This is a genomic window from Nonomuraea sp. NPDC051298 (genome assembly GCF_055586305.1).
In genome coordinates this window covers 93,217-117,148 of the sequence record NZ_JBVJIM010000011.1, presented here as the reverse complement: position 1 = coordinate 117,148, position 23,932 = coordinate 93,217, and the positions used below count along the sequence as shown (strand labels likewise).

Annotated in this window: 20 protein-coding genes; 16 read left to right on the top strand and 4 right to left on the bottom strand. The window is 73.2% G+C overall.

Translation table 11 applies throughout. The annotated features are described in order from the left end of the window. Positions 1 to 3 precede the first annotated feature (3 nt). From ACZ6S0_RS28980 to ACZ6S0_RS28955, 6 genes are read left to right on the top strand one after another with little or no spacing between them, the layout of a single operon-like run. Positions 4 to 837 carry an ABC transporter permease gene (locus ACZ6S0_RS28980; RefSeq protein WP_465922465.1) on the top strand — a complete coding sequence of 278 codons (834 nt, stop codon included), beginning with the start codon at positions 4 to 6 and terminating at the stop codon, positions 835 to 837. Continuing rightward, complete coding sequence (locus ACZ6S0_RS28975; RefSeq protein WP_465922464.1) at positions 824 to 1,735, top strand: ABC transporter ATP-binding protein; 912 nt, start codon at positions 824 to 826, stop codon at positions 1,733 to 1,735. The genes ACZ6S0_RS28980 and ACZ6S0_RS28975 overlap by 14 nt, the downstream gene beginning before the upstream one ends. Further along, positions 1,707 to 2,555, top strand: a complete 849-nt coding sequence (locus ACZ6S0_RS28970; RefSeq protein WP_465922463.1) for an ATP-binding cassette domain-containing protein — start codon at positions 1,707 to 1,709, stop codon at positions 2,553 to 2,555. Before ACZ6S0_RS28975 ends, ACZ6S0_RS28970 begins: the two co-directional genes overlap by 29 nt. Continuing rightward, on the top strand, positions 2,552 to 3,748 hold the full coding sequence (locus tag ACZ6S0_RS28965) for a M20 family metallopeptidase (RefSeq protein ID WP_465922462.1): 1,197 nt from the start codon (positions 2,552 to 2,554) through the stop codon (positions 3,746 to 3,748). The genes ACZ6S0_RS28970 and ACZ6S0_RS28965 overlap by 4 nt, the downstream gene beginning before the upstream one ends. Next, positions 3,745 to 4,806, top strand: coding sequence for a P1 family peptidase (locus ACZ6S0_RS28960; protein WP_465922461.1), 1,062 nt, complete (start codon positions 3,745 to 3,747; stop codon positions 4,804 to 4,806). Before ACZ6S0_RS28965 ends, ACZ6S0_RS28960 begins: the two co-directional genes overlap by 4 nt. 48 nt (positions 4,807 to 4,854) lie before the next feature. Further along, complete coding sequence (locus ACZ6S0_RS28955) at positions 4,855 to 6,276, top strand: aldehyde dehydrogenase family protein (protein WP_465922460.1); 1,422 nt, start codon at positions 4,855 to 4,857, stop codon at positions 6,274 to 6,276. 20 nt (positions 6,277 to 6,296) lie between these two features. On the opposite strand, the gene ACZ6S0_RS28950 is transcribed toward ACZ6S0_RS28955, so the two are convergent. Together ACZ6S0_RS28950 and ACZ6S0_RS28945 are read right to left on the bottom strand one after the other, a co-directional pair. Then, complete coding sequence (locus ACZ6S0_RS28950; RefSeq protein WP_465922459.1) at positions 6,297 to 7,058, bottom strand: SDR family NAD(P)-dependent oxidoreductase; 762 nt, start codon at positions 7,056 to 7,058, stop codon at positions 6,297 to 6,299. 103 nt (positions 7,059 to 7,161) lie between these two features. Then, positions 7,162 to 7,716: a GNAT family N-acetyltransferase gene (locus tag ACZ6S0_RS28945; protein ID WP_465922458.1), complete on the bottom strand. Its 555-nt coding sequence runs from the start codon at positions 7,714 to 7,716 to the stop codon at positions 7,162 to 7,164. A gap of 230 nt (positions 7,717 to 7,946) precedes the next feature. On the opposite strand from ACZ6S0_RS28945, the gene ACZ6S0_RS28940 reads away from it, so the two are divergent. From ACZ6S0_RS28940 to ACZ6S0_RS28930, 3 genes are all read left to right on the top strand, one after another. After that, positions 7,947 to 12,074, top strand: a complete 4,128-nt coding sequence (locus ACZ6S0_RS28940) for a hypothetical protein (RefSeq protein ID WP_465922457.1) — start codon at positions 7,947 to 7,949, stop codon at positions 12,072 to 12,074. Between the two features lie 106 nt (positions 12,075 to 12,180). Next, a complete protein-coding gene (locus ACZ6S0_RS28935; RefSeq protein WP_465922456.1) occupies positions 12,181 to 12,639 on the top strand; it encodes a pyridoxamine 5'-phosphate oxidase family protein in 459 nt (152 codons plus the stop codon). A gap of 135 nt (positions 12,640 to 12,774) precedes the next feature. Further along, complete coding sequence (locus ACZ6S0_RS28930; RefSeq protein ID WP_344874037.1) at positions 12,775 to 13,062, top strand: HesB/IscA family protein; 288 nt, start codon at positions 12,775 to 12,777, stop codon at positions 13,060 to 13,062. Between the two features lie 45 nt (positions 13,063 to 13,107). On the opposite strand, the gene ACZ6S0_RS28925 is transcribed toward ACZ6S0_RS28930, so the two are convergent. After that, entirely contained in the window at positions 13,108 to 14,088 is a 981-nt protein-coding gene (locus ACZ6S0_RS28925; protein WP_465922455.1) for an acetylxylan esterase, read from the bottom strand. A gap of 176 nt (positions 14,089 to 14,264) precedes the next feature. Here ACZ6S0_RS28925 and ACZ6S0_RS28920 point away from each other — a divergent pair, with 176 nt between their 5' ends. Together ACZ6S0_RS28920 and ACZ6S0_RS28915 are read left to right on the top strand one after the other, a co-directional pair. Continuing rightward, positions 14,265 to 14,837: a DUF4142 domain-containing protein gene (locus ACZ6S0_RS28920; protein ID WP_465922454.1), complete on the top strand. Its 573-nt coding sequence runs from the start codon at positions 14,265 to 14,267 to the stop codon at positions 14,835 to 14,837. 148 nt (positions 14,838 to 14,985) lie between these two features. After that, positions 14,986 to 15,861 (top strand): DUF2382 domain-containing protein, encoded by an 876-nt coding sequence (locus ACZ6S0_RS28915; protein WP_465922453.1) that lies wholly within the window; start codon positions 14,986 to 14,988, stop codon positions 15,859 to 15,861. A 311-nt stretch (positions 15,862 to 16,172) separates the two neighbouring features. Here ACZ6S0_RS28915 and ACZ6S0_RS28910 read toward each other — a convergent pair whose 3' ends face one another. After that, complete coding sequence (locus ACZ6S0_RS28910) at positions 16,173 to 17,882, bottom strand: exo-alpha-sialidase (protein WP_465922452.1); 1,710 nt, start codon at positions 17,880 to 17,882, stop codon at positions 16,173 to 16,175. 254 nt (positions 17,883 to 18,136) lie between these two features. Here ACZ6S0_RS28910 and ACZ6S0_RS28905 point away from each other — a divergent pair, with 254 nt between their 5' ends. The 5 genes from ACZ6S0_RS28905 to ACZ6S0_RS28885 all read left to right on the top strand — a co-directional run bounded on the left by ACZ6S0_RS28905 (position 18,137) and on the right by ACZ6S0_RS28885 (position 23,820). Then, positions 18,137 to 19,027 carry a hypothetical protein gene (locus ACZ6S0_RS28905; RefSeq protein WP_465922451.1) on the top strand — a complete coding sequence of 297 codons (891 nt, stop codon included), beginning with the start codon at positions 18,137 to 18,139 and terminating at the stop codon, positions 19,025 to 19,027. A gap of 69 nt (positions 19,028 to 19,096) precedes the next feature. Beyond that, positions 19,097 to 19,402 (top strand): hypothetical protein, encoded by a 306-nt coding sequence (locus tag ACZ6S0_RS28900; protein ID WP_465922450.1) that lies wholly within the window; start codon positions 19,097 to 19,099, stop codon positions 19,400 to 19,402. A 63-nt stretch (positions 19,403 to 19,465) separates the two neighbouring features. Continuing rightward, a complete protein-coding gene (locus ACZ6S0_RS28895) occupies positions 19,466 to 20,866 on the top strand; it encodes an FAD-binding oxidoreductase (RefSeq protein ID WP_465922449.1) in 1,401 nt (466 codons plus the stop codon). A 144-nt stretch (positions 20,867 to 21,010) separates the two neighbouring features. Further along, positions 21,011 to 22,651, top strand: a complete 1,641-nt coding sequence (locus ACZ6S0_RS28890) for an MFS transporter (protein WP_465922448.1) — start codon at positions 21,011 to 21,013, stop codon at positions 22,649 to 22,651. 26 nt (positions 22,652 to 22,677) lie between these two features. Beyond that, entirely contained in the window at positions 22,678 to 23,820 is a 1,143-nt protein-coding gene (locus ACZ6S0_RS28885; RefSeq protein WP_465922447.1) for an FAD-dependent monooxygenase, read from the top strand. Positions 23,821 to 23,932: the final 112 nt, after the last annotated feature.

Here is a 23,932-nt window from a genome sequence, read left to right as displayed (position 1 = left end):
GCGATGAGAGGGCGGGCGAACGCCGGGCTGCTCGTCGGCGGCACGCTCGTCGGGCTCGTCGTGCTCGCCGCGCTCGTGTCGTTCTTCTGGACCCCGCACGACCCGACGTTCGTGGACGCGGCCCGCAAGCTGCGCGAGCCCGGCGGCGGCTACCCGCTCGGGGCCGACAAGTTCGGCCGCGACACCTTCAGCCAGCTCATGGTCGGCGCCCGCACCACCCTCTACGTCGGCGTCGTCGCGGTCGGCATCGCCGCCCTCGTCGGCACCCCGCTCGGCGTGGTCGCCGGGATGACGCCGCGCGGCTGGCTGTCGGAGCTGATCATGCGGGTCAACGACCTCGTGTTCGCCTTCCCCGCGCTGCTGCTGGCCGTCATGCTCGGCGCCGTCTACGGGCCGGGCACGCTCACCGCCATGATCGCGATCGGGGTGGCCACCGTGCCCGCGTTCGCCCGGGTGGCGCGGGCCGCCACGCTCCAGGTCATGGTCACGGACTACATCCTGGCCGCCAGGGCCGCCGGGCGGCGGCGGCCCGCGATCGCCGTCCGGCACGTGCTGCCGAACATCGGCTCCGTGCTCATCGTCCAGGCGTCGGTGTCGTTCGCGATCGCGATCCTGGCCGAGGCGGCGCTGTCGTTCCTGGGGTTCGGCACCAGGCCGCCCGTCCCGTCGTGGGGGCGCATGCTGCAGGAGTCCCAGGAGCTGCTGTTCTCCACCCCGCGCCTGGCGCTGTGGCCCGGCCTCGCGATCGCGCTCGCGGTGCTGGGCTTCAACCTCCTCGGCGACGGCCTGCGCGACTTCCTCGACCCCAAGCTCAGGAGGATGCGTGCTGAGCGTTGAGGGCCTGACCGTGCGCGCGGACGGCGTCGAGCTGGTCCGCGAGGTGTCGTTCGCCGTCGCGTCCGGCGAGCGGGTCGGCCTGATCGGCGAGTCCGGCTCCGGCAAGTCGCTGACCGCGCTGTCGCTCATGGGCCTGCTGCCCGAGGGCGTCACCGCGTCAGGACGGGCCAGGCTCGGCGAACGGGACCTCGTGGGGGTGCCGGAGCGCCGGCTGAAGGCGCTGCGCGGGCGCGAGCTGGCCATGGTCTTCCAGGAGCCCATGACCGCGCTCAACCCGCTCATGCGGATCGGCGCGCAGGTCGCCGAGGTCATGACCCTGCACGGCCGGCCCCGCCAGGAGGCCCGGCGGCGGGCCGTCGAGCTACTGGAGCGCGTACGCCTGCCCGAGCCCGTCCAGCTCGCCCGCGCGTACCCGCACCAGCTCTCCGGCGGCCAGCGTCAGCGCGTCATGCTCGCCATCGCCCTGGCCAACGGCCCCGAGCTGCTCATCTGCGACGAACCCACCACCGCGCTCGACGTCACCGTGCAGAAGCAGATGCTGGAGCTGATCGCCGAGGTCGCGCCCGCGCTGCTGTTCATCACCCACGACCTGGCCGTGGTCGCGTCCGTGTGCGAACGCGTCCTGGTCATGTACGGCGGACGCGTCGTCGAGTCCGGCCCCATCCGCGAGGTCTTCACCCGGCCCCGCCACCGCTACACCCAGGGCCTGCTGGCCGCGTCCAGGCTCACCCCGCGCGGCACCCGGCTGCCTGTGATCGCGGGCTCCGTCCCCCCGGCGGGCCGCTTCCCCGGCGGCTGCGTGTTCCGCAACCGCTGCCCGCACGCCAGCAGCGCGTGCGAGGCGTCCCCGGCGCTGAGAGGAGACGGACATGCCTTCGCCTGCTGGCACCCCGCCTGAGCCGCCGCCCTCGGGGCCGGTCGAGGCGGGGACACCGCCGCCGCTGATCGAGGTGCGCGGGCTGAACCGCGTCTACCGGCGGCCCCGCGCCTCGCTCACCCGGCCGGGCGCCGCCGTCCACGCGCTGCGCGACGTCTCGCTGACCGTGCGCCGCGGCGAGCGCTTCGGCATCGTCGGCGAGTCCGGCTCGGGCAAGTCCACGCTGCTGCGCCTGCTCTGCGCGCTCGACCAGCCCACCAGCGGCTCCATCCGCTTCGACGGCCAGGAGATCACCGGCAGGCCCGAGCGGCGGCTGCGCTTCCTGCGCGAGAACCTCCAGATCGTCTTCCAGGACCCGATGGGCTCGCTCGACCCCCGCATGCGCGTGCGCGACCTCGTCGCCGAGCCGCTGACCGCACTCGGCCTGCCCGCCGGCGACCGGGTGGCCGAACTGCTGGAGGGGGTCGGCCTGCCCGCCGACGCGGCCGAGCGGTACCCGCACCAGTTCTCCGGCGGCCAGCGGCAGCGCATCGCCATCGCCCGCGCGCTCGCGCCCCGGCCGAAGGTGCTGGTCGCCGACGAGCCCGTCAGCGCACTGGACGTGTCCGTACGCGGGCAGATACTCAACCTGCTGGCCGACCTCGCCGACGACCTGGGTCTCACGCTCGTGTTCGTCTCGCATGACCTGTCCGTGGTACGGCACGTGTGCGAGACCGTCGCGGTCATGAGCGGGGGCGAGATCGTGGAGAGCGGGACGGTGGACGACGTCTGGGCCGCGCCCGCCCACCCGTACACGCGGGCGCTGCTGGAGGCCGTACCGACTCTGGAGGGGTTTGCATGATCGACGTCGATGCCGGCGGAGTGGTGGAGTTCACGCAGGCGCTGGTGCGCATCCCCAGCACCAACGACCCGGCGCGCGGGCGCAGCGAACGGCCCGCCGCCGAGCTGGTCGAGGCCAGGATGCGCGAGTGGGGCTGGGAGCCCGTCGTGTACGAGGCCGCGCCCGGCAGGCCCAACGTGGTCGCTGTGGTCGAGGGCGGCGGCGGCCCGGGGCCGACGCTGATGTTCGAGGGCCACACGGACGTCGTCACCGAGGGCGACCTGTCCACCTGGACCGTGGACCCGTTCGGCGGCGAGATCCGCGACGGGCGGCTCTGGGGACGCGGCAGCGCCGACATGAAGTCCGGCCTGGCCGCCACCCTCTACGCCACCCGCGCCCTGCAACTGGCCGGACCGTTCCCCGGCCGGATCAAGGTGTGCGCCCTGGCCGACGAGGAGGGCCTCATGCTCGGCGCGCACCACTTCGTCTCCCAGGGACTGACCGCCGACGTGGACGGCGCCATCGTGGCCGAGCCGGAGGCGGGCGAGATCTGCGCCGTAGCCAAGGGCGCGCTGCGGCTGCGCGTGGACCTCACCGGCAGGATGGCCCACGGCGCGATGCCCCAGCACGGCCGCAACCCCATCCAGGCCGTGGGAACCCTGCTGGTCGCGCTGCGCTCCCTCCAGGAGGAGCTCCAGGCGCGGCACCCGGCCCACGAGCACCTCGGCGAGGTGTACGTGACGCCGACCGTGCTGCGGGCCGGCTCCGAGGAGCAGGTCAACGTGATCCCCGCGGTCGCCTCGCTCTTCGTGGACGTGCGGACGATCCCGGGCGTCGAGCACAAGGACCTCGCCGACCGGGTGGCCGCCCTCGCCGCGGCCGACGGGATCACCGCCGACGGGATCACGGCGCAGGTGTCGGTGCTGGTGGACCGGCCGCCGGTCGAGGTGCCGGTGACCGACCCCGTCGTGGCCGCGCTGGCCGCCGCCCATCGCACGGTGACGGGGGAGGAGCCGGTGTACGGCGGCGTGCCGGGCTCCACCGACGGGACCGTGCTGACGCACTGGGGCGGGATCCCGTCCGTCGTGTACGGGCCGGGGGGCAAGTGGATCGCGCACCAGGCCGACGAGTTCGTGGAGGTCGAGGAGATCGTCCGCTGCACGCGGGTGTTCGCCGAGGCCGCCCGGCGCTTCCTGAGCGGCGAGCCGGTATGACGGCGGGGCCGACGAACTCGCTGGTCGACGTGGCCGGTCTGCGCGTGGGCCACGCGCACCGGGTCGGGGGCGGCTTCCGTACCGGGACGACCGTCGTCCTCGCCCAAGGGGAGGGCGCCGTCGCGGGCGTGGACGTACGCGGGGCCGCCCCGGGGACGCGGGAGACCGAGCTGCTGGACCCGCGCAACCTCGTCGAACGCGTGCACGCCGTGGTGCTGACGGGCGGGAGCGCGTTCGGGCTGGGCGCGGCGTGCGGGGTGATGGACCGGCTGGCCGACGCCGGAGTGGGGTATCCGGTGGCGGGCGGGGTGGTGCCCATCGTGCCCGCGGCGGTCATCTTCGACCTGGGACGCGGCGGCGCCTTCCGCGCGGTCCCGGACGCCGCCCTCGGCGCCGCCGCCTACGACGCCGCCTCCTTCGCCACCCCGTCCGCCGCACCCTTCACCGCCGCCGTCGCCGGGCCGTCGGGGACGGCGCATCCGGCCGCGAGCGGGTCTGTGGGAGCCGGGGCCGGGGCGGTGGCGGGCGGGCTGGCCGGAGGGGTGGGGACCGCGAGCGAGATACTCCCCGACGGCGTCACCGTCGCCGCGCTCGCCGTGGTGAACGCCGCCGGCTCCGTGCTGGACCCCCGCGACGCCACCCTCGCGGGCACCAGGTACGGCCTCCCCGGCGAGTTCGACCACCTCCGTCCCCCGGCCCCCGAGGAGGCGGAGGCGTGGAAACCGGCCGACGCCCCCTCCTTCAACACCACCATCGGCGTCGTCGCCACCGGCCTCACCCTCACCAAGGCCCAGTGCGGCAAACTGGCAGCGGTCGCCCACGACGGCCTGGCCAGGGCGATCAGGCCCGCCCACACCATGACCGACGGCGACACCGTCTTCGGCCTGGCCACCTGCGCCGCCCCCGCCCCCGCCCACGACGCCTTCCAGGACGTCCTGGCCGCGGCGGCCGACGTGTTCAGCCGGGCCGTCGCGCACGCCGTCCTCGCCGCCACCGGCCGTGAGGGCGCGCCCGCCTACCTCGACGTGTTCCCGAGCGCCCGGCGGAGGCGGCCATGAACCGGAGGCGGCCATGAACCACGAGGCGGCCATGAAGCGGAGGCAGTCATGAACCACGACGCCCGCCTGCCCATCGGCGACGGATGGGAGGAGACCGCCGGCACCACCGACGTGATCTTCCCCTACGACGGGTCCACGGTCGCGACCGCCCCGCTGGGCACGCCGCAGCTCGCCAGGCGGGCCGTGGACGAGGCGCTCGCCGTGGCCCCCGCCATGGCCGCGCTGCCCTCCCACGCCCGCCGCGCCGCCCTCCTGCGCACGCACGACGCGCTGCGGGCCGAACGCGCGGAGTTCGAGCGGCTGCTCGTGCTCGAGACCGGCAAACCGCTGGTGGACTGCCAGGTGGAGGTGTCCAGGACGCTCCTCACGCTCGCCACCGCCGCCGAGGAGGTGGCCCGGCTGCACGGCGAGACCGTGCCGCTCGACCTGCTGCCGTCCGGCGAGGGGCTGATCGGGTTCTGGACGCGCCGGCCCATCGGTGTGGTCGTCGGCATCACCGGCTTCAACTATCCGCTCCTCCTCGCCGCCCACAAGATCGCCCCGGCGGTCGCGGCCGGGTGTCCCGTGATCGTCAAGCCCGCCCCCGCGACCCCGCTGTCCACGCTCCGGCTGGTACGCCTCCTGCGCGCGGGCGGCGAACTGCCCCCCGCCGCCGTCCAGCTCGTCACCGGCGACGTCGAGGTAGGCAGGACGCTGGTGGCGGACCGGCGCGTCGGCGCGGTCTCGTTCACCGGCTCGGCCGCCGCCGGGCACGCCATCGCGCGGGCCGCCGCCCCGACCAAGGTGCTGCTGGAGCTGGGCTCGAACGCGGCGCTCGTCGTCGCGGCCGACGCCGACCTCGAAGCCGCCGCCGACGCGGTCGTGCGCGGCGGCTACTACGCCTGCGGCCAGGCGTGCATCTCCGTGCAGCGGGTGCTGGTCGAGCAGGACGTGGCCGCCCGCTTCCTGCCCCTGCTGGCCGACCGGGTCAAGGCCGTCGCCGTCGGCGACCCGCGCCTGCCAGGCACCCGCGTCGCACCGCTCATCGACGAGGCCGCCACCGAACGGGTCCTGGAGTGGATCGCCGCCTCCGGGGCCGACGTGGTCACCGGCGGGCACCGCGAAGGGCGGGCCATCGCGCCGACCGTGCTGTCCGGGGTGCCGGACGGCGCCGCCGCCTGGGACGAGGAGATCTTCGGGCCGGTCGTGTGCGTGCGCACGGTGCCCGACCTCGACGCCGCCTTCGCCGCGGTCAACGACTCCAGGTACGGCCTGCACGCGGCGGTGTTCACCCGGTCGCTGGCCACGGCGTTCGCGGCGATCGAGCGGATCGAGGCCGGGGGCGTGGTGGTCAACGACGTGCCGGGGTTCAGGGCCGACAACATGCCGTACGGGGGCGTCAAGGACTCGGGGACCGGCCGCGAGGGGCCGAGGTTCGCCATCGAGGAGTTCACGGTCACCAGGATGGCCGTCATCCGGCCACAGGGGTGACGGGACCGGCGGGTCGTGGGTCAGTTCGGGGGGTCGAAGCGGCCGTCCACCGCGGTCCAGCCGCCGTCCACGTACAGGACGGAGCCGGTGACGAAGCTGGCCGCGTCACCGGCCAGGTAGACCACCGCCCCGGCCAGTTCCTCGGCCGTGGCCCACCGGCCCAGCGCGCTCTTGGCGGCGTACGCGTCGTACCAGGCGGGGTGGTCCTTGATCTGCTTGGTCAGCGGGGTCTCCACGACGCCCGGCGCGATCGCGTTCACCCGCACCCCGCTCGGGCCGAACTCGGCCGCCGCCGTACGCAGGAGCTGCACCAGCCCGGCCTTGGTGGCCGCGTAGACGCCCTGCCCAGGCTCGGTGACCGAGGCGCGGATCGAGGCGAACCCGATGATCGAGCCGCGCCCCCGTTCGACCATGCCCGCCCCGAACGCGCGCACCACGTCGAACGAGGCCCGCAGGTTGAGCCCCACCACCCGGTCGAACTCCGCGCCCGAGTAGTCGAGCAGCCGCTTGCGCACGTTCGTGGCCGCCGTGAACACCAGCACGTCGGCCGGGCACGCCGCCGCCAGGTCGCGCACCGCGCCCTGGTCGAGCACGTCGACCAGCCGGGGGTCACCGCCGCACCCGGCGGCGGTCTCCTGCGCGGCGGGCAGGTCGCGGTCGGCGCAGACGACCGAGGCCCCGTGGGCGGCCAGCGCCAGCGCCGCCTCCCGGCCGATGCCGCTCCCCGCCCCGATCACCACGGCCCGCCGCCCGTCGAGGCGGAACAGCGCGTCATATCCCATACGAGGCACCCTAGCGACTGGTCCGACCAGTGCACCAGGTCTACCACCCGGTGTCGGCCCGGCGCCGGTTCGGCGCTGGTGCGGCGCCAGTTCCCGTGCCGGTTCAGTGCCGGTCGGGCCCGTGCGCGGCCGCCCATTCGGGGCGCAGCAGCTCGTACTCGACCTCGCCCTGCTCCGACCCCTCGATGGGATCGGGCCAGTCGGGATGGAACGTGCGGACGTGACGCAGCCCGCACTTCTCCATCACCCGCCGCGACCCGAGGTTGACCACCATCGTCTGGGCGAACACCCGGCGCGCGCCCAGCTCCGCGAACGCCTTGTCGATCAGCCCGCGCGAGCCCTCGGTCGCGTACCCCTTGCCCCAGGCCGCCTGGTGCAGCCGGTAGCCCAGCTCGGGCTCGTCGTCAGGGCCGCCCTTGGCCGGGCGCAGGAGGAACCAGCCGAGGAAGCCGGCGGAGTGCCGGTCCAGGGCCGCGTAGAAGCCGCCGCTCAGGAACCTGGGCATGGTCTCCCCTGCGAGCACGGAACGCGGCGTCGGCTTCCCGCCGTTGAGGTATCGCATCACCTCGGGGTCGTTGTGCAGGCGGAACAGGTCGTCCTCGTCGGACGCGGCGATGGGGCGCAGCGTGAGCCGCTCGGTCTCCAGGAATATGCGCACCGGCGTACGCTAACCGCCCCCGAGGACCGCCTTCGACCGGTTTTCCGTAACCGCGCGAACGTGCCTGGCTGGTGGCCGCGGCTGCGCCCGTACCAGCCTTGACCGCACCTGAGCGCAAGAAATTGGAGTCCCATGTCGGACCCAGTTTGACGCACAGTGAGGAAGTATGGTCGTCTCGTGACCTATGTTTCTGATGGGATGATTTAGCTAGGTCCGGGGGAGAAAGCTACATGCCGCACGCCCTTCTGCGCGTGCTCGCTTCGGCGTCCATCGCCGCCACGGCCCTCGTCGCCGTACCGGCCGCAGAGGCAGCAGAAAGATCGGTCGCTGTGCCGATTACCGGGCCGATCATTGGGCCGATCACCGGGCCGGTCCGGGCGCAGGAGCGGCCCGTGTCGACGAGGGTGACGCCCGTGCCCGCGGTCCAGGAGCCGCCGGCCGCCGCCGTGACCGTCCCGCAGCGAGCCTCCATCGCACTCCAGCCCGCCGGGAACGAGCGGGTCGGGCCGGAGCCGCCCGAGGTCACCACGCCCGCCGGGCCCCAACTGGCCGACGAGGTCGCCAGGGACGCCGCCGCCGCCCAGGAGCGGCAGGGCTTCGGCGGGCAGGCGCCCGACGTGCGCGACATGCTGCCCGACACCACACAGGCCCAGACGCTCTCGCTGCTCAAGCCGCTGGCGGCGATCGCCAAGACCTTCGAGGGGCTCGGCAAGGTCGTGCCCGGCCTGACGTACCGGATCTGCGTGGAGAGCGCCGCCGTGCCGGTCTCCTGCTCGATCCGGCAGCCGGTCGGCGTGCCGGTGGCCGCCGACGTGACCGGCGACTCCACCCCCGACCTGGCCGCCGACCTGGTGCCCACCGCCGATCCCGGTGAGAACGCCGTCGGGCTCTCGTTCGCCGTCAAGCGGCTCGGCGGGGAGAACCTCAAGGCGCAGGTCTGGGCCGAGTACGACGACAAGGTCTCGGTCGGGTTCGACGGCCTGCGCCGCGGGTCGTCGCTGTCGGCCTCCGACCGCGGGACGTTCACCGTCGACCTGGCGGGCAAGCGGGTCAAGGCCGTGGTCGAGCGCAAGGAGGCGGGGGAGTCGGCCGCCGTCGTGGCGGGCCTGAGCGGGCGCACCGCCGTGAGCCTGCGCCAGTCGCCGGCCACCGGCAAACTGACCGTCAACGCCGCGCTCGACACCCTCGCGCTCGACGTCACCGCCTCCGCGCCCGCCAGGCTGGAGGCGCTGGCCGTGACGGGCAGCCGGTTCACCCACGCCGTGCTGGAGCGCATGCCCACCCGCGCCGAGGTGCGGCTGTCGGGCGGCGAGATCCGCTTCGCCAGCCCGTCCTCCATCCCCCGGGCCCGGCTGGACGACTTCGGCTACCGCGACGGCCGTCTGTCCCGCGTCACCCGGGTGGAGCTGGAGCGCGTGCCGCCGTCCTTCACCGCCAGGTACGGCAACGCGAACGGCCGCCAGTCCCTGTCCGTCGCCGCAGGGTCCGTCGCCACTGGGTCCGCCACTGGGTCCGGCGGCTCGCGCTCCGGGGCCGCGAGCCTGCTCTACTACGACCGCGCCGCCGACAGGACCGTGCTGAAGGCCGAGCTGAGCGAGCTGCCCGCCAAGGTGAGCCTGGTCAACGACCTGGCCGGGCACCGCGTGACGCAGACGACCAGCTCGCCCATCGGCAGGTTCGCCGTGCTGTTGCAGCGCGCCGGCGGCGCCGTCTCCAGCCCGCGCGGCGGCCACGTCACGATGATCAAGGACGGCGCCGCCGTGGGGGTGTCGGGGCTGCTGACGGGGCTGTCCGGCTTCGACGTCACGTACGGGGCCGCGCCGCACGCCCACCTCGAAGTGGACTCCAGCGGCCGTTCGTTCACGGGCGCGGCCAGCATCGACCGCACCCACGTCGCCCGCCTGGAGATCTCCAACACGCCCGCCACCGTGGACGTCACCCTCGACCCCGCCGCCAGGAAGGCCGTCTACCAGGCCAGCGGTGTGATCGACAAGCTGCGCGCCGCGTACGCGAACCTCACGTCCGGCCCCACCATCGACGGCACCCTCCTGGGCGTGCACGACGACGTGAAGGCGTCGTGGGCGCTGGGCGAGCGCTCGACGGTGAAGGTCGAGACGTCCGCGAAGCTCGATCAGGTGCGGATTTATGCCAATAAAGCGCACGTCACGCAGGCGGGTGGAGAGGACGTGCGCGTCACCGTCGAGGGCGTGCGCAAGCTCGCCGAACTGGTCGCCGACGCCAGGGCCCGCACCCTGAGCTGGACCTCGGACGGCCCGGTCGCCAAGGTCTCGGCGCTGGCCAGGGCCAAGCTCGGCGACCGGTACGCCAGGGCCGCCGCCGAGGTCACCGGCGTGCCCGCCCGGTTCGACGCCTCCTGGGACGCCGCCTCCTACCGCTTCCGCGGCCAGTCGGGGCCGGTCGGGACGGCCGCGCTGGCGTTCACCAACCACGACGGCGCCAAGGCGCCCACGGGCCCGCACCTGGCCGCCCACTACTCCGAGGCCACCGGCGACCTGGACGCCAGCGTGCAGGTCGAAGGGCTCTCGAACGTCGAGTTCACCCCGGCTGCGCAGGGGTTCGCCGCCGACTTCCGCGCGGCCCGCCAGACGCTCGCCGTGGACGCCGACGTCACGCGGGGCGACACCCGCTTCGGCCTGATCGGCACGCTCGGCCCCGTGCCGGGACGGCTCGCCGTCACCTCGGCCGACGGCCGGCTCACCTACTCCGGCTCGCGCCTGGACGTGCGCGCCCGCGCCTGGCTCGGCAAGACCGCCGCGCTCGACCGGATGCGGGCCGCCCCGGCCGTCGACGGGGGCGTGTCGCTGGTGGACGGCGGCTGCGCGGCCGGCTCGCCCGGCTGCGCGCAGGGTCCCTTCTGCGTCGCCCAGCGCGGGTGCTTCGGCCTGCAGGGATACCTGGACGTGCGCGGCCTGCCCGACCAGGTGTCGGTGGACCTGGCCGGGAAGACGTTCGCGTTCTCCGGGTTCCGCCCGGAACGCCGCAGCCTGGCCCTCTACCTGGCCAGCAGCGTGCTGTCACCCGTGCCGATCAGGGCCAGCGCCAGGCTGACCGGCCTGCCGTCCAGGATCACCGGCCTGTCGGTGGGGCCGTTCGCAGTGGGGCAGGACAACGCGGTGCAGGCGGCGTACCGGATCGAGCCCGCCGCCACGCTCGGCGCGCTCGACGTGCGGGCCGAGGCGGGCGGGGCGCGCGGTCACGTCGCCATCGACCCGGTGCCCGCGGCGGTGTCCGTCCAGGGCACGTACGGCGCCAGGACCCGCATCCGCGTCAGCAACTCCGCCGCCGTCAAGCGGCTCACCGCCAAGGTCACCCTGCCCGGCAAGGGCACCGGCGAGCTGAACCTCTCCGACGTGCCCGCCGTCTTCGGCGTGGACGCCGACGCCTCGGCCGCGGGGCTGAGCGTGCCCACGCTCACGTACAAGGCGGAGGGCGGCGCCAGCACGCTCGACGGCGGCCTCGCCGTGGAGGGCGGCCTGGTGGACCCGTCGGGACGGCTCGGGGACGTGTCGTTCTCGGTCGAGGACCTGGCCGCCGACACCACGATCCGGCTCAACCCCGACCAGTCGCTCGACCTGGTCTCCAAGCCCGTGCCCACCGGACGCGTCACGCTGCGCGCCGGGCTGCGGATGGACCCGGTGGCGCCGCAGGCGATCGCGGTCAGCAAGGAGGTCCCGTACACGACCGGGTTCCTCACCTACCACGTCGGCGGCCGGTTCGGGTTGGGCAGGAGCGCGGTCGAGGCCGTCTCGCTGTCCGTCGACCGGATGTCGTGGCTGCGGGTCAGGCCGGGCAAGGTCCCGTTCGGCCTGAAGGCGCCCCCTGCCCTCGGCTACGTCGCCCCCGGCTTCGAGGGGAGCTACGGCGACCTCAAGATCAGCACCAAGGGCGTGGACCTGCGGCCCGACGTGCGGCTGGACGTCAGGCTGAGCAGGAAGGTCGGCGACGACGCCTTCCGCGAGACGGTCCACATCGGCCCGGCCACCTCGCTCACCCTGCGCCGCTACGACCAGCGCATGCGCAGGATCGGGGCCGAGCAGGAGATCAAGGCGGCCGGGATCAGCCTGGCGTGCGTGACCGTGGACGCCAAGCCCGGGTTCGTGGCCGACGGCGGCGGCGGCTCGATCACGCTGCGCGGCGCCGACGGGCCGCAGATGGTCTCCTTCCTGGATCCGGGCGGGCAGGTGCCGGACTACGCGGTGGACCTCCTGACGCACTTCATGAGCCCGTTCCCGGGGGCGGACTGGAAGGTGGCGGGCACCGTGGCGGGCTCCTGCTCCTCCGGGCGCGACACCGGGCGCGACGCCGTGAGCGACACTGGGCGCCCCGAGACCCGCTGAGCCGTCCTTTCCCGCCCTCGTCGATAATGGCCGTCGGCAAAGACGGCCGTCGTCGGCGACGGCGGCCCTCAGGCCCGGGTGACCGGCGACGAGAGAGCGAGACGGAATGTCCCAGCCCACCCCACGCACCCCCGAGCAGCGCAGGCGCGACACGCTGGAGCGCCTTGAGCACGACGTGGACGCCTGGGTGGCCACGGCGAGCGCGGACGGCACGCCGTACATGGTGCCGCTGTCGTTCCTGTGGGACGGCGGCGCGCTGCTCGTCGCCACGGCCAGCGCCAGCCCGACCGCCCGCAACCTGCTGGCCAACGGCCTGGTGCGGGTGGGCATCGGCCTGGTGCGCGACGTCGTGCTCGTCGAGGGCACGGCGCGCGCCACGCCCGCGGACGAGATCCCCGGCGAGGTCGGCGACGCGTTCGCCGGGAAGGCGGGCTTCGACCCGCGCAAGTCGACCTCCCCCTACCACTACTTCCACATCACGCCGCGCCGGATCCAGGCGTGGCGCGAGGCGGACGAACTGGCCGGGCGCGACCTCGTCCGCGACGGGGAGTGGACCGTCAGGTGAAGCGCGGCGCCGGGGTGGTGTGACGCGGGCCGCCGGCCGGGACCAGTTGGTAAAGAAACGGTCACGAAGGATTGAGTCCGGATGGAGAGGGAAGGGCAGCCAACTCCTGAACGTCGACCGTGAGGAGGAGCCATAGTGCTCACCCTGACTGCCAACGCTGCCCAGGCGATCCGTGATCTGACCGCGACCGCGCCCGAGCCCGCCCAGAGCGGGATCCGCATCTCGTCCCAGGGCGAGGGCGCCAGTTCGCTCACCCTTACGCTGGCCACCGCTCCGGAGCCGGCGGACGCGGTGGTCGAGTCGGAGGGGGCGCGGGTCTATCTCGACCCGGTGGCCGCCACCGTACTGGACGACAAGTCCCTGGACGCCGGAGCCGACGACCAGGGGAGCGTGTCCTTCCTGGTCACCGAGCAGACCGCGTGAAGCGGCGCCCGCCGCGCCGGCGCACCGGCGCGGCGGGCACCGCCCCTACTCCTCGCCCAGGAGCTTGTGCAGGTAGCGCACCTGCTCCTCCGCCTGGTAGCCGCCACCGCCCTCGTGGTTGTTCCACGGCCACACGGAGATCTCCTTGGGCCCCTGCCAGTGGTTGTAGGCGGCGAACACCGTCGACGGCGGGCACACGTCGTCCATCAGCGCCACCGAGTAGAGCGCGGGCACCCGGGCGCGCGCCGCGAAGTTCACCCCGTCGAAGTACGCCAGCGTGCGGAACACCTGCTCGGCCGCCTCACGCCGGGTCGACAGATAACGCACCAGCTCCTGGTACGGATCGCGCCCCGTGATCTCCACCGCCCGCCGGAAGTGCGACAGGAACGGCACGTCGATGAGCGCCGCCCTGACCCCCGGGCACAGCGCGGCCGTCGCCTGGGCGATGGCGCCGCCCTGGCTGCCGCCCGACACCACGATCCGGTCTTCGTCCACCGCCGGATGCGCGGCGGCCGCCTCGACCGCCCTGACCGCGTCGGTGAACACGCGCCGGTAGTAGTAGTCGGCGGGATCGAGGATGCCGCGCGTCATCATGCCGGGCGCCTGCGGGCCCGCGCTGCCGTGGGGGTCGCCGGTGGCGCCGGGGCTGCCGGGGTTCGCGCCGCCGTGGCCGCGCGTCTCCATCACGAACACCGCGTACCCCGCGACCGGCCACAGCAGGTGGTCCTTCGGGAAGCCGCGACCACCGCTGTAGCCGATGTAGTGCATCACGCACGGCAGCGGGCCCCGCGCGCCCTTCGGCACCAGGAACCAGCCGTTGACGCGATGCCCGCCCCACCCGGCGTACGACACGTCGAACACGTCCACCCCGGCGAGCGGCAGATCGTACGGGACGTACTCGACGGCCAGGTCGAACTCCCCGGCCTCCGCCAGCGTCGCCGACCAGAACGCGTCGAAGTCGGCAGGCTCGTCACGGTCGGGGAGGTAGTCGCGGAGTTGGTCGAGCGGCAGGTCGAACAGCGGCACGGTGGTACTCCAACCAGTAGAAGGTTCTTGTCATTTCACCCCATAACACCCGGAAGGCGCTATCCCGCCCCACTGATCCGTGCGGACGCGCCCGAGTGCGGAGGGGTACAGGGGTAGCGCAAAGCTGATGGTTACGCTCTGTGTGTAGATTGTGGCACTACGTCAGAGGAATCCTCATGCGTACTCGTCTGTCCCTGTCGCTGGGCGTCGTGACCGCCCTGATCGCCCTTCCCGGCTGCTCCGGCGGGGCGCCGGCCGACACCGCCGCACTGGTCGCGCCGACCGGCGCCCAGCCGTCCGAGCGGTCGTCCGAGCAGCCGTCCGAGCAGGACACAGCCTGGATGGTGGCCATCCACCAGGGCAACCTGGCCGAGATCGGGGCCGGGCGGCTGGCGCGGGAGAAGGGCACCACCGAGCCGGTCAGGTCCGTCGGCGAACTGCTGGTCAAGGACCACACCGCGCTCGACGCCAAGGTCACCCAGGCGGCCACGCAGCTCGGCATCCAGCTCCCGGCGTCCACGGACGCCGGCCAGCGCAAGAGGCTGGACAAGCTGGAGGGCGCCACCGGCAAGGACCTCGACCGGGGCTTCCTGTCCTGGATGATCGAGGCGCACAAGGAGGCGCTGGCCGTGACCGAGGAGGAGATCTCCAAGGGTTCGTCGGAGACGGTCAAAGCCCTGGCAAAGGAGGCGGCGCCGTCGCTGCAGGCGCACCTGGACGCCTTGGAGAAGGCCCAGAAGGGCGACTGAGGCTCCCGATCCCAGGGTGACGACTGGGGACGTCCCGCGAAAACTAGAGGGAAACGTGCCCTGCCCCTGTGTGGCGAAATGGTGATTTGGGGTATTTGTCCTATTTGACGCAGAGGACACAGAGGACAAGGCATCAGGGGGGATCACCGTGGCTTTGCAAACAGAGATCCGCAACCTGCTCGACTGCCATGTGGTGGGTTCGGACGGACAGTCGATCGGAAAGGTGGGTCAGGTCTACCTCAACGATCGTACGGGCGAGCCGGAGTGGGTGACCGTACGCACGGGGTTCTTCGGGGTGAAGCAGACCTTCGTGCCTCTGGCCAGCGCCCGACGATCGGGTGAGGAGATCCGGGTCCCCTACGACAGGGAGACGATCAAGGGAGCCCCCAACATCGACGTGGACGGCCGCCTGTCCCTGAACGAGGAGGCCGACCTCTACCGCTACTACGGCATGCAGCCCGAGGACCTCCCGCGGCAGCGTACCGGCGAGACCCGTACGCGGGGGCCGGTCACCGGAGAGCCGCAGGACTCGGCCGCCGGGCAGCGGCGAGGCATGTCCGCCGAGACGCGCGGGACGCCGGGGGAGACGCGCGGCGGCGTGACGGACGACGGCGACATCGACATGACCCGTTCGGAGGAACGGCTCCACATCGGAAAGGAAAGCCGCGAGACCGGTCGCGTCCGCCTGCACAAGTTCGTCGAGACCGAAACCGTCCGGGAAAGGATTCCGCTCACGCACGAGGAGGTCGTGATCGAGCGCGAGCCCATCCGCGACGGGGAATTGGCCGGGACGTTCGAGATAGGCGAGGAAGACCGGCAGATGATCCTGCACGAGGAGCGTCCCGTGGTCTCCAAGGAGACCAGGCCGGTCGAGCGCGTCCATGTGCACAAGCAGGCGGTCCGGCACGAGGAGACCGTCGAGGGCCAGGTCCGCCGGGAGCGGCTGGAGATCGACGAGGAGGGTCTGACCAGGGAAGACAAGCGCGGACCCGGCCGAGGCGGCAACCTCCCGCCGAAGCGGTGAGCGCGGTCCCGTCCGGCGCGGAGACGCGACGGGAAGGGGCGCGGGAAAGGCGTGCGGGGGCGCCGGTGGGAATCGGTCCCCCGCGCTCCCGTGCCCGGCGGAGAATGCCGGGCGGAGAACGCCCGGTGGAGAACGCCGGGCATGGGAGCGCGGGGCGGAGAATGCCGGGCGCGGGAGCGCGGGGCGGAGAATGCCGGGCGAATTTCCGGCGGAATTCGGCCGGCCCAGTTCGCCGCGACCCGGGAAAGTCAGGGGCGAATTGCCCGACCGGCGAAAAGCGCGGCCGGTCCGCGACTCGGTGATTTCGCGGTTCAGTGATAGAGCTCGATCTCGTTCAGCACGCTGCACGTCCGTCCTATCTCGCGGTCGCAGCCCTTCGACGGCTCGACGACGATCTTGACGTGCTGGGCGGTGCGGCCGATGGCGTCGTACTGGATGGCGTGGTCGGTCCTGCCGCGAACGGTGACGACCGGCTCGCCCCATGAGCGCCCGTCGCGCGAGACGTACACGCGGGCGTCCGCCGGATGGCCGGGGCGCAGGCTGAGCCCGATCCTGCTCAGCGGGTAGGGCCGGTCGAGGTGCAGCACGTAGCGGCCGCGACCGGCGGCGACGGCGCTGGACCAGTAGCCGGTGCTGCCGTCGAGGGCCCCGCCGGGGCCGGTCCTCGGCCGGGAGCGGCTCGACCAGCGCATCGTGGTGGAGACCCGTACGTCGCCGCGCCGCCGCAGCCCCGCCAGGTCCAGCCGGGTGCCGGGCGTCGCCAGGTCGAACAGCAGGCGTTTGATCGCGTACCAGCCTCCGTGCTCGAAGCGCCCGTGCGCCGGGCACGCCGTCTCGTCGAGCGTGCCGTCGGTGCGCACCCCCACGAGCTTGCAGTTGTCGAACACCTGGATCAGCCGGTGCGGCCCGACCGCGGCCAGGCCGGTGTAGCCGGACGAGCCGTGCGCGTCCCAGATCCCGTCGCGGTTGTGGTAGGTGACCTGTGGCTCGTGCCACTCCTCGCCCAGCCCGTCGGGGGAGATCGCCAGCCAGTTGTCCGGCCGCCCCGCGCTCAGCACGAGCTGCCCGTCGGGCATCAGCAGCAGCCGGGGGGCCACGCCGCGCGCGACGCAGTCCAGCCCGGCGAAGCGCAGCTCGCGCACCGGCGACCAGGTGTGCCCGCCGTCGGCCGAGCGGCTCTGGCGCAGCGTCGCGTACGGCCCGCCGTCGCGCCGCAGCACCGCCACCAGGGTGCCGTCCATCGCCTGCTCGACGGCCGCCTCGGTGTAGGCGAAGCCGGGCTCCGGCTCGGCGATCACCCCGCGCCGGGCGAAGGTGCGGCCGCCGTCCGAGCTGGCGTACACCTCGGCCTGGAAGGCTCCCGTGGGGTGGTAGCGGGCGTAGACGGTGATCAGGATCGTCCCGTCGGCGAGCTGGATCGGCGTGCCGTGCGCGGCCCCGCCGGGCAGCAGGTCGCCGGGTGTGGTCAGGACGGCCTCGGCACGCAGCCAGCTCTCGCCGTCGTCCAGCGCGGACGAGGTGAGCACCCCCAGCTTGGCCTGGTGCGGGCCGGTCCTGATCGGATAGTACTCGGTGGCGAAGAAGCGGCCGTCGTGCAGCTCGACCGGCGACTCGCGCAGCGGCGTGGCCTCCGCCGGGCCGAAGGTGCGCCCGTCGTCGTCGGAGACCGCCGCGGAGCTGGTGAGGGTGACGACCCTGTCCACGTTCGTGGTGAAGGTCGTGATGACCTTCTGCCGGGGCGCGCCGCCGGGGCCGGTCACGTCGAGCGCCGACACGTTCGGGAACCCCGCGAACTCGAGGCGTTCGGCCTCGGTCGGCTCGCGTGCGGCGGGCGGCGGATTGGGATGAATCCAGTCCAGTGAGGAAGCAGTATCGATCAGGTAAGCCCCGGACTGCTGGGAGCGATCCGGTAGCACGCAGTAACCGGCTCCGGCCTGCGCCGGACCCGGGCGCGCGGGCAGCGCGACAGCCGCCGACACGGCCACCGACGTGGCCACGACCATGGCTCTGGGCACCGGCACGGGCTCGCTCCTCGTCTGTCGTCCACCGCTCTGACGCAACGTATGGACTCTAGATCAACGACAGTCCGTAACAGCGGATTCACCTGCGGGGAGTCGCCGGTTCCTGCCTCTGGCCACTGTGACGGCGGGCGAATCATGCCATATCCGTTAAGTGGCAGTTGACAGAGAACCGCCTCCTAACGACGATCGGGACGGCACTATTAAGTGTCAATTTACGTAGGTCGACAGACCGTGCGGGTCAGGAGGTGGCCCAGATGAGCATCGAGCCGAGGGCGAGGGTGGCCCCCGAGCGAGTGCTGCCGACACCGGCGCCCATGGCGCCGGAGACGGCCGCGCAGCAGCGGGTCGTCCAGCGGATCTGCGCCAGGGTCGCGCCCGCCGGCATGGACGTAGGCGTCGCCGAGTTGCCCCCCGGGGGTCTGCAGGTGTGGATCGACTCCCCGCTGGGCGAGCAGGAGCCATGGGTGCTCTACCACCGCATGGCCCGCGAAGTGGCACTGGTCGGCTGGCACTGTGAGGCCGACGCCGACCGCCTGCTGGTCCTGGGCTGGAGCGCGGCGTGCCTGCACAACCGGGTACGCCTGCTGCAGAGCGGGCTGCGCCGGCTCACCGACTTCGAACCGACCGCCCAGCGGGCCGTGCAGCTCGACGGGCGCAGCCCCGACGACGAGCACCCGTCGCACCTGGTCGCCGCGGTGTGCGCCGCGATCGAGCGGCGGCTGCGCTGGCCCGAGCGGCTGGCCGAGCTCGACGGGTTCGAGCGCAGCTCGGGCCTGCCGCATCTGCAACTGCTCCTCGCCCAGGTCACCGGCCTGGAGACGAAGGTCGCGGGCGCCTGCGAAGAGCATCTCGTGATGGCACGGGTGCTGGCGCGGGCCGTCTGCGAGCACTACGCGCAGCACGCGGACCTGCCCCGCGCGCGGCGCGAGGTGCTGGCGGAGTCGCGCCGCTGGGTGCACGCCAGCTCCATGATCCGAGGCTCGGCCACCGCGCGGCCGGTCTCACCCGGCGCCGGCCGTCCCCACCTGAGCCTGGCGGAGCGCCGCATCGCCGCGAGCGTCATCAACCACGGCGTGCCGCGGGCGATCCCCGCGGTCGTCACTCCACGGGCCGGGCGCACCGGCCTCCAGGAGGACGCGCGCTGATCCCGATCCGCTCAACGGCGAGCGGTCACCCGGAAAACCCCACCCGAGTCCGGTAGGAGAGCTCCCGTCATGCGTACCCCCCCGCACCTGCCCAGCCGCGCCAGGCACGAGAACACAGGCCACGCCCGGCGTCACCCGTACGGCCCGCACGAGATCCCCGCGCAGACCGCGCCCCGCGGCACGCTCGACTTCCCCGACACCCTGTCGGGCACCTTCTCCGACAGCTTCCCCGGCACCACCCCCCAGTCCGACCTCTCCGACCTGCCCGCCGACCCGCAGGCCGACGTGTTCGTCGAGCGGCGGCTGCTCGGCATCAGGGAGATGTCCAACCAGGCCATCGGCTCCATCGACGACCTGCTCCAGCACACCGCCTGACGTGTGCCCCCAACGGCCCCCGTCCGAGGGCCGGAAGAGCGAATCTCACCTCTGAGGAGAGTCATGCAAGGACTGTCGCGACTGGACCTGCGGTCGCGTGACGTCGGGGGCCACCAGCCGCGCACCGTGTCGGGCATCGAGACGCCGCGCACCCTCGACGAGGTACGCGCGCTCGTACGGCAGGCAACGGCCGACAAGCGCCGCCTCTACCCGATCAGCACGGGCAGGAACTGGGGCATGGGTTCGGCCATGCCGGTCACCGACGACAACCTGGTCGTCGACCTCGGCGGCATGAACCGGGTGCGCAGCCTCGACCTGGAGGCCGGCTTCGCGGTGATCGAGCCCGGAGTCACGCAGCGGCAGCTCGCCGCCGTGCTGCGCGACACCCCGTGGATGCTCAACGTCACCGCCTCGTGCGCCGACACCTCCGTCATCGGCAACGCGCTGGAGCGCGGCGACGGCTGCATCCGCTCCCGCGTGCACGACGTGGCCGGGATCGAGGCCGTGCTGGCCGACGGCAGCGTGGTCACCACCGGCGGGCTCGACCCCGCGGGCCGCTACCACGGCCGGGTCGCCGGGCCCGACCTGACGCAGGCGTTCGTCCAGCACAACCTGGGCATCGTCACCGCCATGGCCGTCTCGCTGGTGCCGCGCCCGAGCACGATCGGGCTCGTGCACGGCCGCCTGCCGCGCGACCAGGCCGGGGTGGCGCTCGGCGCGGTCTCCCGCTTCCTGCGCGACGGCAACCCGGCCACCGGGCTGATGCGCGTGCGCGAGCTGTCGCTCGTGCCGGAGCACGGCGACTGGACGCTGCCCCACGGGGCCGACCCGTCGCTGTTCACCGTGCTCGGTCCGCTCATGGGCAGCGACGCCACGGTCGAGCTGGCCGAGGGGCTGCTGCGCAAGGCGCTCGTCGAGGTCGAGGGCGCCGAGGCGGTGCGCGTCGTGGACGCGGCCGAGGTGCGCGCCGACGACCCGCTCTACCCGCGGGCGCTGATGGCCCAGGGCATCCCCACCTGCCGCGGCATCCACAACGCGCTCGGCGTGACCTCGTGCGACCAGATCGACGAGGGCGCGATGGGCTTCCTGGTGCTGCTGCCGCTGATGCCCATGCACGCACGCAGGACCGAGCACATCCTGGACGCCCTGCAGACCTCGGTCGACGCGCACTCCACCGCCCTCATGGTCGAGTGGAACCTCGTCGGCGACCACCTGGCCAACGGCGTCATCCAGATCTTCTTCGACCGCGCCGCGCCCGACGCGGCCTACCGGGCGCACCAGCTCCGCAACGACGGCAACTGCGTGCTGCGCGGGCACGGCTGCGCCATCTACCGCTCCGACATCGATCACGCCGCCGCCGACGTCTGGTCCGAGACCAGCACCGCCGGTCTCGGCATGCTGCACCGGCTCAAGACGGCGCTCGACCCGGACGGCCTGCTCTCGCCCGGCCGCTACGGCGCCTGACCCCAGCCGGAAGGCCGCGGGAAGCACCGGAAGAGCCGCCTGAACCGCCTGAACCACCAGAACCGCTGAAAACCGACGTCCGGCTCCGCCGCTCGCACAGGCCCCCGGCGGAGACCGACCGACGCTTCCATAGGAGGGAACCACGTGCGTTCGTCACCAGCCGCCGCCAGGGCGACGGGCACGACCGGCGCCGACCGGCGTCACGGAGTGATGCTGCGCCTCGTCGGTGCGGGTGTCATGTTCACGGTGATGGCCGACACCACGGCCACCACCCTGGCAGTCGGAGTCCTGCGCTACACGTCCGCCGGCGCTGGGATGCCGCTGGGCGACCTGGTCTGGCTGACCAGCGCGGCGTTCATCCCGATCGCGGCGCTGCTGGCCACCGCCGGCCGCTGGGCCGACCTGTTCGGCCGCCGCCGGGTGCTGGCCGTCGGGCTCGTGGTGTTCGTGCTGGGCGCGATCGCCACCGTCACCGTGGACTCGTGGTCGTGGGTGCTGGCCGCGCGGGCCGTCCAGGGCGCGGGGGCCGCGGCGATCATCCCGGCCAGCCTCGGGCTGCTGCTCGGGGAGCTGCCCGAGTCGCAGCGGCGCGGCGCGATCGCGATGTGGAGCTCCGCCTCAGGGCTGGGCTGCCTGCTCATGCAGGCGGGCGGCGGCTGGCTGGCCGCCACCGTCGGCTGGCGCTCGCTGTTCGTCCCCGACGTCGTCATCGGCGTCGCCCTCCTGATCGCCTGCTTCGCGCTCCCGCCGGGCAAGCGCAGCACCGCCAAGGGCGTTCCCGACGTCCTCGGCGCGTGGCTGCTGGCCGCCGGGATCGCCGTGATCGTCCTGGCCATCTCCAAGGCCATGGCCTGGGGCATGGACGTGGTGTGGCTGGCACTGGCCGCGCTGGCCCTGCTCGGTGGCGCGCTCGCGCAGGCCAGGCACCACCGCCTGCCCGCCATCGACCTGGCCCTGTGGCGGCGTCCCAGGTTCGTCTGGGGCTGGATGGCGACCTGGGGCTTCGGCGCGCTGTCGTACGGGCTGCTGACCGTGCAGCCTCTCTACCTGCTGCACCTGGGCTACCCCATGCTCGAAGTGGCCATGTGGCTGACCCCGACCTCGGTGGCCATGGTCGTCACCAGCTATCTGGCCGGGCGCGCCGTCAAGCGCATCGGCGCGTACGGACTGATCTACGCCGGGTCGCTGCTGTGCGGCGGGGCCTGCGTGCTCGTCCTGATGCAGGCCGGGCCCACCGTCTGGGGCCTGATCGCCAGCGTCGTGGTCGGCGTCGGGGTCGGCGCGCTCGCGCCCGGCACCTCCGTCGCCACCACCCTGTCCGCCCGCCCCCACCAGTACGCCTCCGCCGTCGGCGCGGCCACCATGGCCCGCATGGTCGGCGGGGCCGTCGGCGTCGCCGTCGTGTCGGTCGTGATCGACCACCCGTTCATGACCGGGCCCTTCGCGGGCCTGGCCGGCGCGCTCGCGATGTGCGTGGCCATCTCCGTGCTGATCGGAGCCCTGGCCCTGACCAAGATCACCCGGATGCGGCCGGACCCGGGTGACGTCATGATCAAGGTGCCGCGCCGGATGCTGCTGGAACTGCGCATGACCCTCGCCACCGTGGCGGCCGAGGCCGACGCGCTGCTGCCAGTCGAGACCCGCACACCCCCCGCAGACACCCCCATGGACTCCCGCACGGGCTCCCACTCGGGCTCCCACACGGATGCCTCCATGGACCCGGTCCCGCGACAGCGGGCGGCCGAACCCGGCCCGCTCGCCGGCACCCGCGGGCCCTCGAACTAGTTCAACCATTCAGAAGGGCTCTCGTCATGGCAACCACATCGTGCGACGTAGCCATCGTCGGCGCCGGGCTCGGCGGCTGCTTCCTGGCCCTGCTCCTGGGCCGCCGTGGCCGGCACGTCGTCGTCATCGAGCAGGGACCCTCAGTCCCCAGCGCCGGCGCCGACTTCCTCAAGCCCCCGGGCCTGCGGGTGCTGGCCCGGCACGGACTGGCGGACCTCGTCGGACGCCATGGCCTCTGGCGCGACACGGTCCGCTACTACCACGACGGCGACCCCATCCAGGAGTGCCGCTTCCCCGACGGCGGGTTCCTCATCCGCCCCTACCGGGAGCTGGTCGAGCTGATCTACACCTCCTGCGCGATGGAGGGCGTCGAGTTCTGGTTCGACGCCGCCATCGACGACATCGCCATGGGCGACGGGCAGGTGGAAGAGCTGACGCTCGCCGACGGACGGCGGCTGCGGGCCGGCGTCGTGATCGGCGCCGACGGCACCAAGTCAGCGATCCGCCGGGCGCTCGGCATCGAACAGCGCACGACGCCGTACGAGCGGCTGCAGATGCGGGTGGCCACCGTGCCGCTGAGCGCCAGCGTCGCCCAGCTCAACCGGCTGTACTTCAGCTCGGAAGGCTGGTTCGCCTACCTCTACCCGCTCGACAGGGACCAGGCCAGGGTGTTCGTCGGCCTGCCCCCCGAGGACGACGAGGAGATCTTCCAGGACGGCATCCCGGCGCTGCTGGACGAGCTGAAGAAGTTCGTGACCGACAGCTCCGACGCCTTCAACTCCCTGCAGGCCGCCACCTGGCAGCCGATCAAGGTATCGTCGCTGCGGGTGGAGGCGTACCACCGGGGCAACGCCGCGCTGCTCGGCTCGGCCGCGTTCGCCTGCCATCCGATGACCGGCATGGGCATGAGCTACACGCTGCGCGACGCCGAGATCCTGGCCGACGTCATCTGCGCCGCCGCGGGCGACCAGGAGCTGCTCGACCGGCTGCTGCAGGCCCGCTACGAGCCTCGCGGGCACGCCCACCGGCAGCTCATCGACTACGGCGACTCGCTGGTCGCGACCTTCCGCGACCCGCGGGCGTACCTGGCGGCCTTCCGTTCCGACCTGCACGTGTACGGCGACGCCGACCTCACGAAACCCGCGCCCCCCGAGTTACAGCTCACCTAGAGCCGCGCCCCCGTCGTCCGCCATTCCCCACCTGGTGAGGTTCGTCCAGTGCCACGCTGAGTGCGGTGGGCAGCCCGATCCCCAGGCGGCGGGGGCGCCCCCAAGGGTGGGG

Coding starts and splice junctions, on each gene's coding strand:
- ACZ6S0_RS28980 (WP_465922465.1), top strand. CDS start 4: ATGAGAGGGCGGGCGAACGCCGGGCTGCTCGTCGGCGGCACGCTCGTC.
- ACZ6S0_RS28970 (WP_465922463.1), top strand. CDS start 1,707: ATGCCTTCGCCTGCTGGCACCCCGCCTGAGCCGCCGCCCTCGGGGCCG.
- ACZ6S0_RS28965 (WP_465922462.1), top strand. CDS start 2,552: ATGATCGACGTCGATGCCGGCGGAGTGGTGGAGTTCACGCAGGCGCTG.
- ACZ6S0_RS28960 (WP_465922461.1), top strand. CDS start 3,745: ATGACGGCGGGGCCGACGAACTCGCTGGTCGACGTGGCCGGTCTGCGC.
- ACZ6S0_RS28955 (WP_465922460.1), top strand. CDS start 4,855: ATGAACCACGACGCCCGCCTGCCCATCGGCGACGGATGGGAGGAGACC.
- ACZ6S0_RS28950 (WP_465922459.1), bottom strand. CDS start 7,058: ATGGGATATGACGCGCTGTTCCGCCTCGACGGGCGGCGGGCCGTGGTG.
- ACZ6S0_RS28940 (WP_465922457.1), top strand. CDS start 7,947: ATGCCGCACGCCCTTCTGCGCGTGCTCGCTTCGGCGTCCATCGCCGCC.
- ACZ6S0_RS28935 (WP_465922456.1), top strand. CDS start 12,181: ATGTCCCAGCCCACCCCACGCACCCCCGAGCAGCGCAGGCGCGACACG.
- ACZ6S0_RS28920 (WP_465922454.1), top strand. CDS start 14,265: ATGCGTACTCGTCTGTCCCTGTCGCTGGGCGTCGTGACCGCCCTGATC.
- ACZ6S0_RS28905 (WP_465922451.1), top strand. CDS start 18,137: ATGAGCATCGAGCCGAGGGCGAGGGTGGCCCCCGAGCGAGTGCTGCCG.
- ACZ6S0_RS28900 (WP_465922450.1), top strand. CDS start 19,097: ATGCGTACCCCCCCGCACCTGCCCAGCCGCGCCAGGCACGAGAACACA.
- ACZ6S0_RS28895 (WP_465922449.1), top strand. CDS start 19,466: ATGCAAGGACTGTCGCGACTGGACCTGCGGTCGCGTGACGTCGGGGGC.
- ACZ6S0_RS28885 (WP_465922447.1), top strand. CDS start 22,678: ATGGCAACCACATCGTGCGACGTAGCCATCGTCGGCGCCGGGCTCGGC.